The sequence below is a fragment of the Paraclostridium sp. MRS3W1 genome, assembly GCF_032465715.1.
GTDB lineage: Bacteria > Bacillota > Clostridia > Peptostreptococcales > Peptostreptococcaceae > Paraclostridium > Paraclostridium dentum.
In genome coordinates this window covers 1-15099 of sequence record NZ_JAWDJM010000087.1, presented here as the reverse complement: position 1 = coordinate 15099, position 15099 = coordinate 1, and the positions used below count along the sequence as shown (strand labels likewise).

At 27.7% G+C, this 15099-nt stretch carries 17 protein-coding genes; 1 reads left to right on the top strand and 16 read right to left on the bottom strand.

Features of this window, described 5'->3' with window-relative positions:
- Window positions 1-88 precede the first annotated feature (88 nt).
- The 14 genes from RWY47_RS06350 to RWY47_RS06285 all read right to left on the bottom strand — a co-directional run bounded on the left by RWY47_RS06350 (window position 89) and on the right by RWY47_RS06285 (window position 12410).
- Window positions 89-1321 carry a sensor histidine kinase gene (locus RWY47_RS06350; protein ID WP_025163023.1) on the bottom strand — a complete coding sequence of 411 codons (1233 nt, stop codon included), beginning with the start codon at window positions 1319-1321 and terminating at the stop codon, window positions 89-91.
- The gene (locus tag RWY47_RS06345; RefSeq protein WP_035114899.1) at window positions 1311-1982 is read right to left on the bottom strand and encodes a response regulator transcription factor; all 672 of its coding nucleotides are present in this window, start codon (window positions 1980-1982) and stop codon (window positions 1311-1313) included. The genes RWY47_RS06350 and RWY47_RS06345 overlap by 11 nt, the downstream gene beginning before the upstream one ends.
- Before the next feature lie 115 nt (window positions 1983-2097).
- A complete protein-coding gene (locus RWY47_RS06340; protein ID WP_053831522.1) occupies window positions 2098-2394 on the bottom strand; it encodes a hypothetical protein in 297 nt (98 codons plus the stop codon).
- Window positions 2384-2803 (bottom strand): DUF1284 domain-containing protein, encoded by a 420-nt coding sequence (locus tag RWY47_RS06335; protein ID WP_150843117.1) that lies wholly within the window; start codon window positions 2801-2803, stop codon window positions 2384-2386. Before RWY47_RS06335 ends, RWY47_RS06340 begins: the two co-directional genes overlap by 11 nt.
- Window positions 2797-3339 (bottom strand): biotin transporter BioY, encoded by a 543-nt coding sequence (locus tag RWY47_RS06330; RefSeq protein WP_150843118.1) that lies wholly within the window; start codon window positions 3337-3339, stop codon window positions 2797-2799. Before RWY47_RS06330 ends, RWY47_RS06335 begins: the two co-directional genes overlap by 7 nt.
- A 185-nt stretch (window positions 3340-3524) precedes the next feature.
- On the bottom strand, window positions 3525-4649 hold the full coding sequence (locus RWY47_RS06325) for a sodium ion-translocating decarboxylase subunit beta (RefSeq protein WP_035115600.1): 1125 nt from the start codon (window positions 4647-4649) through the stop codon (window positions 3525-3527).
- Between the two features lie 35 nt (window positions 4650-4684).
- A complete protein-coding gene (locus RWY47_RS06320; RefSeq protein WP_150843119.1) occupies window positions 4685-5041 on the bottom strand; it encodes a biotin/lipoyl-containing protein in 357 nt (118 codons plus the stop codon).
- Window positions 5042-5078: 37 nt separating this feature from the next.
- Entirely contained in the window at window positions 5079-5375 is a 297-nt protein-coding gene (locus RWY47_RS06315; RefSeq protein ID WP_150843120.1) for an OadG family protein, read from the bottom strand.
- 17 nt (window positions 5376-5392) lie between these two features.
- Window positions 5393-6793: an oxaloacetate decarboxylase subunit alpha gene (locus RWY47_RS06310; RefSeq protein ID WP_021429473.1), complete on the bottom strand. Its 1401-nt coding sequence runs from the start codon at window positions 6791-6793 to the stop codon at window positions 5393-5395.
- Between the two features lie 234 nt (window positions 6794-7027).
- The gene (lepB, locus tag RWY47_RS06305) at window positions 7028-7561 is read right to left on the bottom strand and encodes a signal peptidase I (RefSeq protein ID WP_025162738.1); all 534 of its coding nucleotides are present in this window, start codon (window positions 7559-7561) and stop codon (window positions 7028-7030) included.
- A gap of 152 nt (window positions 7562-7713) precedes the next feature.
- Window positions 7714-8553: a YjjW family glycine radical enzyme activase gene (locus tag RWY47_RS06300; RefSeq protein ID WP_021429488.1), complete on the bottom strand. Its 840-nt coding sequence runs from the start codon at window positions 8551-8553 to the stop codon at window positions 7714-7716.
- A complete protein-coding gene (locus tag RWY47_RS06295) occupies window positions 8553-10031 on the bottom strand; it encodes a YjjI family glycine radical enzyme (RefSeq protein WP_021429478.1) in 1479 nt (492 codons plus the stop codon). The genes RWY47_RS06300 and RWY47_RS06295 overlap by 1 nt, the downstream gene beginning before the upstream one ends.
- 160 nt (window positions 10032-10191) lie before the next feature.
- A complete protein-coding gene (locus RWY47_RS06290; protein WP_021429525.1) occupies window positions 10192-11583 on the bottom strand; it encodes a YfcC family protein in 1392 nt (463 codons plus the stop codon).
- A gap of 218 nt (window positions 11584-11801) precedes the next feature.
- Entirely contained in the window at window positions 11802-12410 is a 609-nt protein-coding gene (locus RWY47_RS06285) for a DedA family protein (RefSeq protein WP_224170430.1), read from the bottom strand.
- Window positions 12411-12687: 277 nt separating this feature from the next.
- Between RWY47_RS06285 and RWY47_RS06280 the strand changes: the two genes are divergently transcribed.
- Window positions 12688-12906, top strand: coding sequence for a hypothetical protein (locus RWY47_RS06280; RefSeq protein ID WP_150887157.1), 219 nt, complete (start codon window positions 12688-12690; stop codon window positions 12904-12906).
- 42 nt (window positions 12907-12948) lie between these two features.
- Here RWY47_RS06280 and RWY47_RS06275 read toward each other — a convergent pair whose 3' ends face one another.
- Together RWY47_RS06275 and RWY47_RS06270 are read right to left on the bottom strand one after the other, a co-directional pair.
- Entirely contained in the window at window positions 12949-14619 is a 1671-nt protein-coding gene (locus RWY47_RS06275) for a dynamin family protein (RefSeq protein ID WP_224170429.1), read from the bottom strand.
- Window positions 14612-15099 (bottom strand): hypothetical protein (locus RWY47_RS06270; protein ID WP_316030276.1); only part of this gene is annotated, 488 nt, incomplete at its 5' end. The genes RWY47_RS06270 and RWY47_RS06275, both read right to left, overlap by 8 nt.

Below are 15099 nucleotides of genomic sequence, written 5' to 3'. Positions count from 1 at the left end.
AACTTTTATTCTGTAACTTTATCACATTTCTGTAAATTAATTACTCTTATTAAGATATTCTAATTATACCCATACACTGTTTTCTAAATCAATTATTTTTTAGCTTTTTCGGTAAAGTTATATTAAATTCTGTGCCCTCATTTAGTTTAGAATAAACTTTTATATTTCCTTTTAAACTCTTTACAATCATATTGGCAATACTAAGACCTATTCCCGATCCATCAATTCCACTTTCTCTTACAGCATCACTTCTAAAAAATCTATCAAAAACTAAATTTATATCTTTTTCATCAATTCCTATTCCACTATCTCTTATAGATATGATGCATATATTTTCTTTATTATTTACACTTATATTTATATTGTCACCTTCATTTGTATATTTAAATGCATTATCAATAAAAATTATTAATAATTGTCTTAACTTGCATTTGTCACTTACTATAAAAGGATTATTTCCATTAAAACTATAACTAAATTTCTTTTCATGTATATCTGAAATTTCCATATAGTCATTACTTATATTTTTTATTAATTCATATACATCAAATTCCTCTAGATTCAATTTGGTTATACTTTCTTCTTTAGTTAAATCTAGTAAATCGTTTACCATTTTTTTTAATCTTCTATTTTCTTTCATCGCATCTGCAATAGTTTCAATTTCATCACTTATAGAGTTTTCAGGATTTTTTAATAAGCTTTCTAGCTTAGATGAAATTATAGTTATAGGTGTTCTCAGTTCGTGAGATGCATCTTGTATAAATTTCACTTGATTACTCCATGTTTTTTCAATTGGAACAAGTGCTTTTTTTGTTAAGTATAAAGCTATGAAATAAGTTGTTACTATAGCTAAAACTGTTCCTATAAAAAATATAACTAATAGTTTGTTTAAAAGTCCCATTTCAGAATCTATATTTCTTATAATTTGAATTGTATATCCATTTACATTGAATTTAAGCTCTCTAAATGTATATGAGTTATGTTTATAGGTATTAAACCCTAATCCATTACTGTTATTATATGGTATAGAATCTTTAAAATAACCATTTGGAGTAAAGAATTTCACCTTACTATCTTTGTATATATATACCATATTTTTAGGATCTAATAGTTTAGGCGTAGAATATAAATTATTCACATCCAGTTGCATTCCTATATATTCTAATTCTTCTTTTAAGTGTGTATCTACATTATTATATGTTTGAACCTTAAAATAACTATATATACAAAGTGAAAATATTATTAAAAAGCTACCAACAACAGCTATATTTATTTTTATAAGGTTTTTTCTAGTACTATATAAAATATCATTATTTATCATCAAACATATACCCCACTCTTCGTTTTGTGATTATGTATTTATGATACCCATATTTACTTAGCTTTTTCCTAAGATTACTTATGTATACTTCCACTATATCTATAGTTGAGTCACTTTCCATTCCCCAAATTCTATCAAAAATTTGCTCTTTTAACAATATCGTTCCTTTATTTAAAAGTAAATATTCTAATAAATTGAATTGTTTATTTGGAATTTCTATCTCATTGTCATCTATAGTTACAATTTTTTTATTTAAATCAAGCTTTAACCCTTTAAATTCTAAAGTATTTTTACTATCAATTTTACCTTTAGTTCTTAACATTGCATATATTCTAGCTACTAATTCTTCCATATAAAATGGTTTAGTTAGATAATCATTAGCACCTAACATAAATGCTTTAACTTTATCATCTAAACTTTCTTTTGCTGTTAAAATTAAAACTAATACATCTTCATTTTCTTTACGTATTTTTTCTAATATCTGAATTCCATCCATTCCAGGAAGCATTAAATCTAATACTACAAGATCATAAATATTTTGCTTTATAAGAAAATATGCATCTTCACCATTACCTGTACACTCAACTTGAAAGTGATTTTCTAATTCTTTTTTAATACTTTTTAATAAACTTAAATTATCTTCTACCACAAGGATCTTCATAATTTTTCCTCCATACTATTTATATGTATATATTATTATAAAGAATAGATTTTTTCTATATTTAAACATATAAAATAAAAGTGTTATCTAAAATATTTTAGATAACACTTTTATTTTAAACCATATATTCTTTAAGATAAACACTTGAAAATTCAATAATTTCCTTATGAATAATATTTAATTCATGAAGCTCTCCATTTTTCAAATTATATACTCTATTAGATATTTCATCTAGTAAGCTAAAGAATTTTTCACATTCTATATCTCCTAGATTATCTATTTTTTCACTTATATCATTAGGTATATTTAATTCATCACTTTCTATACCATAAATTGATTCATTTTTTATATCTTCAATCATAGCCATAACAATAGTTATTATTTCATTTGTATTAAATGTACTACTTACCATTTACTAAAAGTTCTCCTTTTGATTTTAATAGTATAAGTTCTTTACAGTTTGTCTTTTTATACCAACTACAACTTTTGCAAACTTCTTCAATTATCTCTTCACTTATATTATTATATATCAAATTTTCAATTTTTTCATATTTATATATGCCTTCTTCTATATTGAAATAATTCATTATCTTTTTATCCATTTCAATTACTTCTTTATCTGTAGTACAAAACTTATAATCTATATTATTAGGACATTTACAACATACACTATCTAAGCTAGGAGTAATTTTTATATCTTGATTTTTAGATTTATTTAAACTTAAAATAATATCTGTCATATTATCAGTAAAGTCTTTACTGTAACCTCTTCCTATGAAAGCTTTCATACAAAAAAAGTGGTGAGGTCTAATTTCTAACATAAAAATGCCTCTTTTTTAATTCTTCTTTTTACATTAATTCCAATAGTAGTAGCTAGTGCTACTTTAAATAAGTCTACCACTATAAAAGGTGCTACACACACCACAAATCCTTCCATAAATCCAACTCCAGCTACAAATGAATACCATAATGTTCCTATGGTATAATTTATCATAAGAGACACAATCATAGCTATCATTATAGGTAATATAGTGTCATATTTATCGCTTACATATCCTATTAATAATGCCATTAATGGAAAAGCCATTATAAACCCACCTGTATATCCAAATAATATGCCAGCTCCTCCGCTCATTTGTGCAAATACGGGCATTCCTATAGCTCCCAATAATATATATATAACCTGAGTTACAAATCCTTTTTTTGCCCCAAGTATTACTCCGCTTATTGTTACTGCAAATACTTGCATAGTAAGTGGAACTGTTGAAAATGGAAGTGGTATTGCAATTTGAGCTAAAATAGCTGTTATGCTTGCAAACATGGCACAAATTATTAATTCTTTAGTGTTTAGTTTCATATATCCTCCTTATTAGTTAACCTTATAATTTAAGTAGTTTACATTTTTATTGTACATAGATTAAAACCTTTTTGTCAACTATTTAAATTTTTAAGTTAACGATAACTACAGCTAAAAAGCTATTTCAATATAAGAAGCTCTAAAGCTAGAACTCATATCTTATATCAAAATAGCTTTTATTTTTATTATTTAACAAATAATTGTAATAAAACTCCTGCTGCTACAGCTGATCCTATAACTCCTGCAACATTAGGTCCCATTGCATGCATAAGTAAGAAGTTTGAAGGATTTTCTTTTTGACCAACCTTTTGAACAACTCTTGCTGCCATAGGAACTGCTGAAACTCCTGCTGCTCCTATCATTGGATTAACCTTTCCTCCGCTTACTTTGTACATTATTTTACCAAATAAAACTCCTGCTGCTGTTCCTACTGCAAATGCTACAAGTCCCATAGCAGTTATTCCTAACGTTTGTGAAGTTAAAAATGTCTCTGCATTTGCTGTCGCTCCAACAGTTAATCCTAATATTATAGTTATTATGTATAGCATAGGTCCTGTTGCAGTTTCAACTAACTTTGGTACTACTCCACTTTCTTTTATTAAGTTTCCAAACATAAGCATACCTATAAGAGGTGCTGCTGTTGGCAATAAGCCTATAACTAATATCATTATAACTATTGGAAATATTATTTTCTCTGTTTTTGAAACAGGTCTTAATTGCTCCATTTTTACCATACGTTCTTCTTTAGTAGTTAGAGCTTTTATTATTGGAGGTTGTATAACTGGAACTAGTGCCATATAAGAATATGCTGCAAGAGCTATAGTTCCTAATAGATGTGGCGCTAATTTTCCTGTTAAATATATCGCTGTTGGACCATCCGCTCCCCCAATTATACCTATAGATGCCGATTCTGGGCCTGTAAATCCTAATAATATAGCTCCCATAAATGCAAAGAATACACCAAATTGAGCTGCTGCTCCTAGTAAAAGTGTTTTAGGATTTGCAATTATCGGGCCAAAATCTGTACTTGCACCTATGCATAAAAATATTAGAGGTGGATAAATTCCTAATTTTGTTCCTTGATATAAGTAATATAAAAGTCCTCCATTTTCCGAATCGGTAGCTGCTTTCATTAAGTCAACTCCTGGCATATTCGCAAGAAGCATACCTATAGATATAGGTATTAAAAGATATGGTTCATACCCCTTTGCTATAGCTAAGTATAAAAATACACATGCTATTAAAATCATTATTATTTGTCTATAATCTACTATTGCAAATCCAGTGTTTGCAAAGAAAGTCTGTAACATTTCTAACACAGTAACGCCCCCTATTTTCTATACGATTATCCTATTTGTAATAAGCTATCCCCAAGATTTACATTTTGACCTTTTTCAACATCAACAGAAATAACTGTTCCATCTATTGGAGCTACTATTTCATTTTCCATTTTCATAGCTTCAAGTATAGCTATAACTTGGCCTTTCTTTACTTTGTCACCATTACTAACCATTATATTTACTATAGTTCCTGGCATTGGAGCATCTATAGCTTCTCCTGAACCTGCAACTTGAACTTCCTTCTTAGTTTGTGGTGCTTTCTCTTGAATTGTAGGCTGTGGTCTTTCTCCTTTTTTTACTTCTTCAATCTCAACTTCATAAACTTTTCCATTTAATGTTATGTGATATGTTTTAGCGCTCATTTTTATCTCTCCCTTAAAAAATTCATTATTATAGCTATTATTTTATTCTTGTTATTCTCTTTACATGAAGATTAGGATTTATTTTTCCTTCACCTGCCATTATAGATGCTGCAAGTGCAACTACTACTCTATCTTCTTCATCATCTTCATCAAAAGCTATTTGCTCTTTTTCTACTTCTTTTTTAATAACTGTTTTTACTTGTGATTTTGCTTTAAATATATATTTAAACGAAGATAATACAAGAGATATCAATATTAAAGTTAAAAATACTATAGTCATACTAGATATAGTTATATTGATAGCTTCCATTATACTTATTTCATTACCAAACATTAATTATCACCCATTTTCTACATAGTTACTGTTATATAGTGAATTTTATTTTCTTCACTTAACTCTTCTTCTTTTTTTGGATTGTATTTATTTTCTAAGAAGTTCGGTGCTACTTGTGGGAATAATGCATATGTTAATACATCTTCATCACACTTAGCTAATTTTCCAGCTTCAGACTTTATCTTTTCAAATTCTGGTTCTAAAAGATCTGCTGGTCTTATAGTTATAACTTCTTCTTCACCTATTATTTTTTTCTTAATATCTTTATCTATAGGTGCTGGAGCTTTTCCATATTGTCCTTTTACATAATCTTTTATTTCTTTTGGAACTAGTTTATATCTCTCTCCAGTTAATACATTGAATAAAGCTTGAGTTCCTACCATTTGACTCATAGGCGTAACTAATGGAGGGTATCCAAGATCTGCTCTAACTCTTGGAACTTCTTTTAATACATCTTCGTATTTTTCAGTTGCATTTTGTTGCTTTAACTGAGAAAGTAAATTAGAAAGCATTCCACCTGGAACCTTATAATTTAAAGTTTGAGGCTCTGTCAATAGCACTTTTGGATTTAAAGTACCTTGTTCCATATATTTATCTCTTATAGGTTTAAAGTATTCTGCAACTTCTAGTAAAGCTTCCATATTTAATCCTGGATTTCTTTCCATTTCACTAAATGTTACAGCTAAGGATTCTGTTGGAGGTTGAGATGTTCCTCCCGAAAATGGAGATATTGCGGTATCTATTATATCTACTCCAGCCTCAACAGCTTTCATATATATCATATCCGCTATCCCACTAGTACAATGCGTATGTAATTCTATTGGCAGGTTACTTATAGATTTCATCTTTTTGACTAGCTCATAAGCGTTATACGGAGTTAAAACTCCAGCCATATCTTTTATACATATAGAATCTGCCCCCATAGATTCCATGTCCTTTAAAAGACCTAAGTAATACTCTGTTGTATGAACATCACTTGTAGTGTAAGAAATTGCACACTGGCAATGCCCACCATATTTTTTGATAGCTTTCACAGATGCTTCGATATTTCTAACATCATTTAACGCATCAAATACTCTTATTATATCGATACCGTTTTCCAGCGAAAGTTTAATAAATTTATCAACTAGGTCATCTGCATAGTTTCTATATCCAAGAAGATTTTGTCCTCTTAAAAGCATTTGTAGTTTAGTATTTTTTACTCTTTTTCTTATTTCCCTTAATCTTTCCCATGGGTCTTCGTTTAGAAAACGTATGCATGCATCAAACGTCGCTCCACCCCAAACTTCCATAGAGTGATATCCTACCTTGTCCATAGTTTCCAATATAGGTAGTATTTCTTCTGTGGTTAACCTTGTAGCAATTAAAGACTGATGCCCATCCCTTAATGCTGTTTCAGTTATTTTTAACTGATTCACTATATCCTCACACTCCTAATTTTATAAATATATACCCAATTTAAAATTTTACCTCAATTACATTATATATTGTTTTGTTTAATTTCTAAAGCCTTTTTAACATTTTTTACTATTTTTATTAGTGTTTCTTCCTTTTAAGACTTTTTTATTAAGCATTTCTTATTATTTTATTTACAAATAAAATATGCGTACTATAATACATATGTATTATGGTACGCACTTTAATATTACAAATTATCCAATAGTCCCAACTTCTTTAAATGGAAACAATCTCATACTTACTTCACCAACTATTTCATTCTTATTCACAACTCCAACGTCAGAATCTCTACTATCTTTACTTACTAATCTATTATCACCCATAGCAAAATAGCTGTCACTTGGTATTTTTATATCTATATCTCCAGCTGTGTAAGTATCTTCTAAATAAGGTTCATCTATTAGTTTATCATTTATATAAACTTGCCCACTTTTGATTACTAAATGATCATTTGGAAGTCCTATAATTCTTTTCACTAAACTTTTTTTCTCTCCATCCCTACTTTTCAAATCAGTTTTAAATACTACTATGTCTCCTCTATTTGGATTTCCAGTTTTATATGCTAACTTATTTATTATCAAGTAATCCTTAGTATTTAAAGTTGGATACATGGATTCTCCACTTACAACTGTAGGTACAATAAAGTATGTAACTATAAGCCCCATACATATAGCTAACGTTATAACCTTTGCCCATTCAATAGTTTTTTCTATAACCTTTTCTTTCATATTATCCCCCCATACATTTATTCATGTAATTAGTTTTCTATTTTTATAAATGTATGTCCTTCGCTAATTCCAAGCTTTCGTACTCTATTTTATTGCATAAAAAAAACCTAGATAACAATTTGTTACCTAGGTTTACATATATATTCATTATATTAAATAATAGGGTTTATCATTCTTTCTTTTAATACTTCTTTCGCTTTTTCATGGTATTTCATGTATTTTTCTTTCGGATAATCTCTAAAATTAGAAAGTTCTCCTTTTACTCCATATTTCCTAAACGGTATTAATTTAAATTTAGTATATCCATTTAAATTTTTTATATATTCAACCTCATCTATAAATGTATCCCAATCATCATTTATATTTTCGATTAATACAGTTCTTATTTCATATAGTTTTCCAGTCTTAGCACATTTATTTATATTATTAAAAACTATATTACTTTCTATTCCTGTAACCTTGATATGAGTATCCCCTTTAAACGCCTTTAAGTCAAACATAAATCCATCTACATGTTCTATAAGCTTATCAATATCTTTTTCTTTTACATTTCCATTTGTATCAACAAAAACATTTAGATTTGTTTTTTCATGAATAATATCAGCAAATTCTACTATAAAGTCACTATAAATAGTACACTCTCCTCCAGAAAACGTAATACCATCTATAAGGTTTTTATATTTATTGATATAGTTAAATAGTTCAGTTGTATCGTAATAAGTAATTTTAGGTGAAGCAAATTTCTTACACACACCTATACATTCATCACAATTTATGCATTTATTTTTATCATATTTTATTTTACCTTCAAATGTAAGCGCCCCTGCCTTGCATACATCTATACACTCTTTGCATGAAAAGCAAATATTTTGAGTTTCTGGATTGTGACAATATATACACTCCATATTGCAGCCTTGCAAAAATATACTTATCCTACATCCAGGGCCGTCTATAAAACTCATATTTATAATTTTATTAACAGGAGCTTTCATTAAACAGTTCTTACCTTTCTTTCTTCAATTCCATTTTTCATACTTAATGCACCTAAAACAACTGAGTCTTCTCTTAAGTTTTTGCCTTCATTAAATTTATTTATATCAGTCTTTTTAACTAAGTATCCAGTTATTCTTACGAATTCTGAAGAATCACTGTTTATAGATAATACTCTTATTCCATTTTCAAGAGCTCCTTTTACAACTCTAAGCATTCCATCTATATTATTTTTTGCAGTTTCATCAAATAAATATATATCACTACACCCTGTATCAAAATACTTGTGAAGTTTTCCTGATAAATTAATATGATCAAATATATCAGGCTCGCATCCATACTTAATTCTAATTGCTGGAGTTGTATCTGTGTCCGATTCTAATCCCCCTTGTGCATGGACTCCATGCTTACCTTTTGTCCCGCCACAATATAGCGCATCTTCATTTCTAACTAATTCAGCAAATCGTTTGCATATTTCTTCTGCTACATCATTAGCTCTTTCATCATGACCCATTTGTTTTCCTGTAAATATTTCAACACATTCAAAAGTTCCATATATAGCTGGCATAGATGTAAATTTATTTAAATCTATTAACCCCTCTTTTGCTAAGAATGAACTTTCAAAGAACTTAACATCTTCAACTAAATATTTGATTCTAGCATTTGTAAGTTCTGATAGTGATTTTACTGCCTTCGGAAGTTGTACATTCATAAAATCTTCATAATCTTTACTTTCTTCTGCTAATGCTTTTAAATTTAATCTAGTTAGTGTATGTGCTCCACCACCTATTCTAAGTGAGTTATAACAACTAACTACACCATAATCTTCCCCTAAATCATTAGTCATTAATTTATGATTTACAAAATATGGTTTTATATTTTCAAGAGCTGATTCTATACCATACTTTATAAGATCATCTGGAGTTTCTTCACTACACTTTAAAGTAACATTAGGTATAGCTTTTCTAAGTTCTCTTTCTATTTGTATTACTAGCCTTCCCACTCTGCTATCTTTTGGTCCTATATTCATATGAACAAATGCATCAGGTAACGTTCTATCTATATTTATAAGTAGCATTTTTATTAGATTGTAAGCTTCTTTTTCACTTACAGTATCCATAAATGGTTCTAATACATCGTCTATTTGCCCTACATAAACAGGATACCCAGTTATAGATGGTACATATTTATAAAGTATTAACATTGCATTAACAGCCTCATATAAATCTTTTGGTGGCTGTATATCTAAGTACTCACTACCTTGTTTTATAAACTTTACATAGTCAGGTAATACGTATCTAGGTCTATATGGTCTAGCACCTTCATTCATATCACATAATATTTTTCTATCTAAATAAGACTTCGTTTCTTCGCTTATTTTTAAAGGCGCTAAAGAATCTTCTGCTAATCTTGCCATATTAGCTCTTTTTTCATGATATTGCATATCCATAGAGTGTAATATTTGTTCTATACTGTTCATTATTTAGTCCCCCATTACTTTATATTTATTATGTAATTCTACCACACTAATAAACATTTGTTAATAGGAATAAACATTTATTTATATTTTTTATAATTTAATTTTATTATGCACTTAAATAAAATAGCAGCTTAATCATATCGATAAGCTGCTACTTTTATTAAAATCCTATGTATAATCCAATTGTTAAAAATGCTATACACACTACAATTATTCCTCCTATTAACGGAGCGATATATCTTAACCATTTAGACCATGGTATTTTAGCAAATGCTAATGCTCCCATTAAAACTCCTGATGTAGGTGTAATTAAATTAATAATACCCGTTCCAAATTGATATGCAGTTATTATTAACTGACTAGATACCCCAACTAAATCTGAAAGTGGAGACAATACAGGTATTGTAAGTGATGCAAGTCCTGAAGATGACGGTATTAAAAATGCCAATACAGATTCTAACGCAAAAGATAAATTAATAAATATAAATTTAGGCAGTCTACTTAATAAATCAGCTGAATAATTTAATAAAGTATCTATTATATGTCCATTCTGAGCTACTATAACTATACCACGAGCTAATGCAATAGCAAGTGCTGCAGATATTAAATCTGAAGCTCCATTTAAAAATGAATCAACTATTTCATCTTGCTTAAGACCTCCAAATATGCCTGAAAAAATTCCTATCATACAAAATATCATAGCTATCTGAGGTATGTACCAGTCTAAATTTAAAACCCCATAAACCATCATACACATTCCACCTATAAATATAGCTAAGACAATACCTTCTTTTTTTGTAAACTGCTTTATTGATGAATCCTCTACAATAAATTCACCTTTATTTTTTTGATCATAATCATATACAATCGACTTTTTAGGGTCTCTTTTAACTTTATGAGCATGTAACATAACAAAGCTTATTGAAAGCGCCATCAATGCCACAAAAATTAAACTTCTATATCCTATTCCAGATCCAGGTGTTATATTGGCTAAAGCTTGCGCAATACCAACTGAAAATGGATTTATAGTGGATGCTATCACACCTGTTCCAGAACCTATGAAAACTGTACTTATAGCTGTTAACGAGTCATATCCTAAATTCATCATTAAAGGTATAAATATCATATAAAACGGTAGGGTTTCTTCATTCATACCAAAAGTAGATCCCCCTAACCCAAATAAAATCATAGACACCGGTATTATTAATACTTGTAGTTTGTTGAGTTTTTTAACCGTATGATTAATTCCTGATTCTATAGCTCCTGTTTTATTAACTATTCCAAAAGCACCTCCTACAAGAAGTACGAACCCAACTACTTCAGCAGCATCAATAAATCCATCTATAGGAGCTTTGAACACATCTTGAATTCCCTGAGGGTTTGGTGCTACCTGTCTATATGTTCCTGGTTTTACCACCATTCTTCCATCTACATTTATTCTTTGAAATTCCCCACTTGGAATAATCCATGTAAGAATAGCAATTACTACAATAAGTAAAAATATTATAGTAAATGTATGTGGTATGGTGATTTTTTTCTTAAGTTTACTCATTTCCATTTCTCCTATTTTTTTACATTTTAAATTTTATGTAGAATTATATCATAATTTGTAGAAGAAATAACTATACTTTTAAAATTTAGAAATAGTCTAAACTTTCACCAATTTCACATTTATTATAAATTTTCACTTATAAAAATTAATACTCAACTAAATATCATATGTATGTATTTTATAATCATAATTACTTTAGTTTTAATCAAAAAAAGACACTAAGTGTCTTTATGAGTTTTTTTTATTCTACTTTTTATTATATAAACTATCGTAAATATAACAGCTATTATGCATACTAATAAAGAGTACTGTTTCAATATAGTTGTTATAATATGTATTTTATGTCCTAGCAAGTATCCTGCTGAAATTAAAGCTAAGTTCCATATTCCAATACCTATAGTTGAGTAAATTATAAAAGTTATTATATTCATTTTTATAACTCCAGCTACTATAGAAATAAATGTTCTAGCTACTGGAACTACTCTTGAAATCATTACAGATATTTTATCGTATTTTTTTATCCATGAATATGACGACATTACAGATTTTTCAGTCTTAGGAAACTTACCTATTATAATTTCAATTAAAGGCTTACCAAATTTATATCCTAAATAATAATTGACTATACATCCAGTTATTCCTCCTAATATGGATATAGTTACTACTTGTGCAAAATTCATATCATATTTAAATGCAAATATCCCTACTAATGGTAAAACTAATTCACTTGGTAGAGGAAGGTTTGCATATTCTAATGCTACTACAATAAAAATACTAATTAATCCATAGTTTATTATAAACTCTTCAACTAATGACCTAAACTCCAACCTCTCCACCTCTTTTACTAAACTTTCTAACTACTGTGTTTTAAACAGTACTATATTTACTATCATATCATAGCTAGACTAAATATATCAATATTATATTTTTACCCCATATTTTATAATCATAATTATAATTTAGTTATTATAGTTTTGAACTTTAGGGATTTATATAATTTTTTCTCGCATATTGTATTTATTAATTCTTTGAAATTTCAGACTATAGGTTGTACAATTTAAGTATAGGAACATATATTTATAAACTTTGTGGGGGGGTTTCTATATGTCTATATTTTTTTTAATTTCTTTTATGATTTTTTTAATATATTTTTTATCTATGGTTTGTATAAGGTATAGTTATATATCCAATTTAGCTATAAAAAACAAACTTGATTTTAATTCATTTTACATAAGAAACAATATTTTAGCATATGATACAGGGTTTAATAAAATTACAGATAATATAGCATTTTCATTATATAAAATATATAATAAATGTTAGCCTAAAAAAAGCGTTAATTAAGTTTAATTAACGCTTTTTTTGTTAAAGTTTATCTATATATTCCTTCAAATCAGCTTGAAACTCTTCTATTTCGTATTCATTCATACACACATCTTTTGAATTTTCAAATATTCCTTGATCTATTCTTATAATTTCTTTGCTAGCTTTTTCGTATATATCTATTAATATATTTTTTATCTCAAATTTTATATTATCTTTGAAGCTTTCTATATCTTCTATTATATCTTTATTCATCTGATCTTGTTTTAACTTATCATATAATACTTTTCCAATTCCTCCAGTTACCGTACCTGCTAAAAGTAGTGGTGGACAATAAGTAAGCATAGCTGCCCCTATTGTTACGCTTGGAGCAGACGCAGATAAAGCAGCTGCATATACAGCTAGTGCACTACCAGATGTAGCTCCAAGTAAAGCTCCTGTTCCAATAGTTGCTAGCATTTCGTTCATATCTATTTCTTCTTCATTTAATTTAACCTTAGGTAAGTCTATATTGTAATCTCTATAGTTTATATCTTTTATAAACTCTTTTATTTTATTATTAGTAATGCTATTAACTTCTTTTATACATTCATTCCACTCTTTAAAAAATAATTCATCCAATTTTACCTTTTCATTATTTATGACATTATTTATATAGCTATCATTCATATATTCTCTAGCTATATCCGTATTTTTATTTATTCGATGTATTTCATCTTCTAAAAAGCTTTTATCCAACCACTCATTTATCTCAAATTCCATTTTAGCTTGTATATAATCAAACTTTCCATTTAATAAATTTTTATGATTTGATAATTCTTGTGATAGCATTTCTAATGACTTTAAGTATTCATAATGATATACCTTTTCTTTGTGTTTTAAGGCTTCTATCGATGAGTTTACACTTTGAAGTTTTATTTCATCATTACTAGTTCTAATACTTTTTAAAAATTCTATTAATGATACAAAGTTTCTTTTTAATTCATCCGAGTATTCTGATACTAAATCATGTTCTTTCGCTACGGCATTTTTTATTATATTATTTTGATATTCTAGATGAGATGATATTATAAAAAATTTATCTATATATAGATCATATTCATCTTCTATATAATCTAAAACTTCTTGATGATTATCATGCAGCAAATCTCCTTTGTTTAACACTCCAACTATAGGTTTCCCATAAGATGCAATTAATTCTACAGCATCTTTTATATCTTCTTGCCCTATGTGAGTTGAATCAAAAACATATAATATTATATCGGCATTTTGTATATATTTTATAGATTTATTTTCATTTTCTGATGTAATACTTTTTAATCCAGGCGTATCCACTATGCTAATATCCTTTAATACATCTGAATTTATACCTATATTTATGCAGTTTTGGTCTATATCATAAGTTTCTTCTTCATTGTAAAAAATATTTATAATCGATGATGTAGCTTCTAATACATCTACCTCAGATACCTCTCTTCCTACAATAGCGTTAACTAATGTAGATTTTCCTGATTTAACTTCTCCCATAATCGCTAATTTTAATTGGCTGTATGGTTTCTCTAACAAAATATCAAAATTATTCATTACTTCTTCTAGGTTATGTTTAATAATCTTTTTAAAAGGTATATTTTTTTCTTTAATTAAATAATTTCTAACTGGAGATTCTATAAAAGTACATCTAGCTTCTTCAATACAATTATTTAAGTTACCCAACATAATCCCCCCATTTTTTTAAAATATTATCGATATCATTAACTTGCCTTAAATGTTCTTTTATTATCATATAATCTGTATATTTTCTTCTAAATGCTTTGGTGGATTTATTAATTATATCCTTTTCTATACTGTTTAATTGATTATCTAAATAATTTAATAAATTTGACCTTAATTTATTCCTTTCATCTATAATTAAGTACACATTTGTTTCATAATTTTTTGTCTTTTTAAGTTTACTTAGAAAAGCTATTTCTTTATATTGATTGTTTTCTTCTTTTATTAAATATTCAATATTTAATATTTCTTTTAACTTGCTTATATTTACATTAATATGGTTTAATTCATCTGTTTCATCACAACATAAAATTTTCTTATTTAAACTTAAATACATATTGTTAAGTTCTATTTCTAGTAAGTTTTCTAAATCTTTTAATTGAGTGTAAACACCATTAGTTTTTAAATTTTCAATATTTGTAC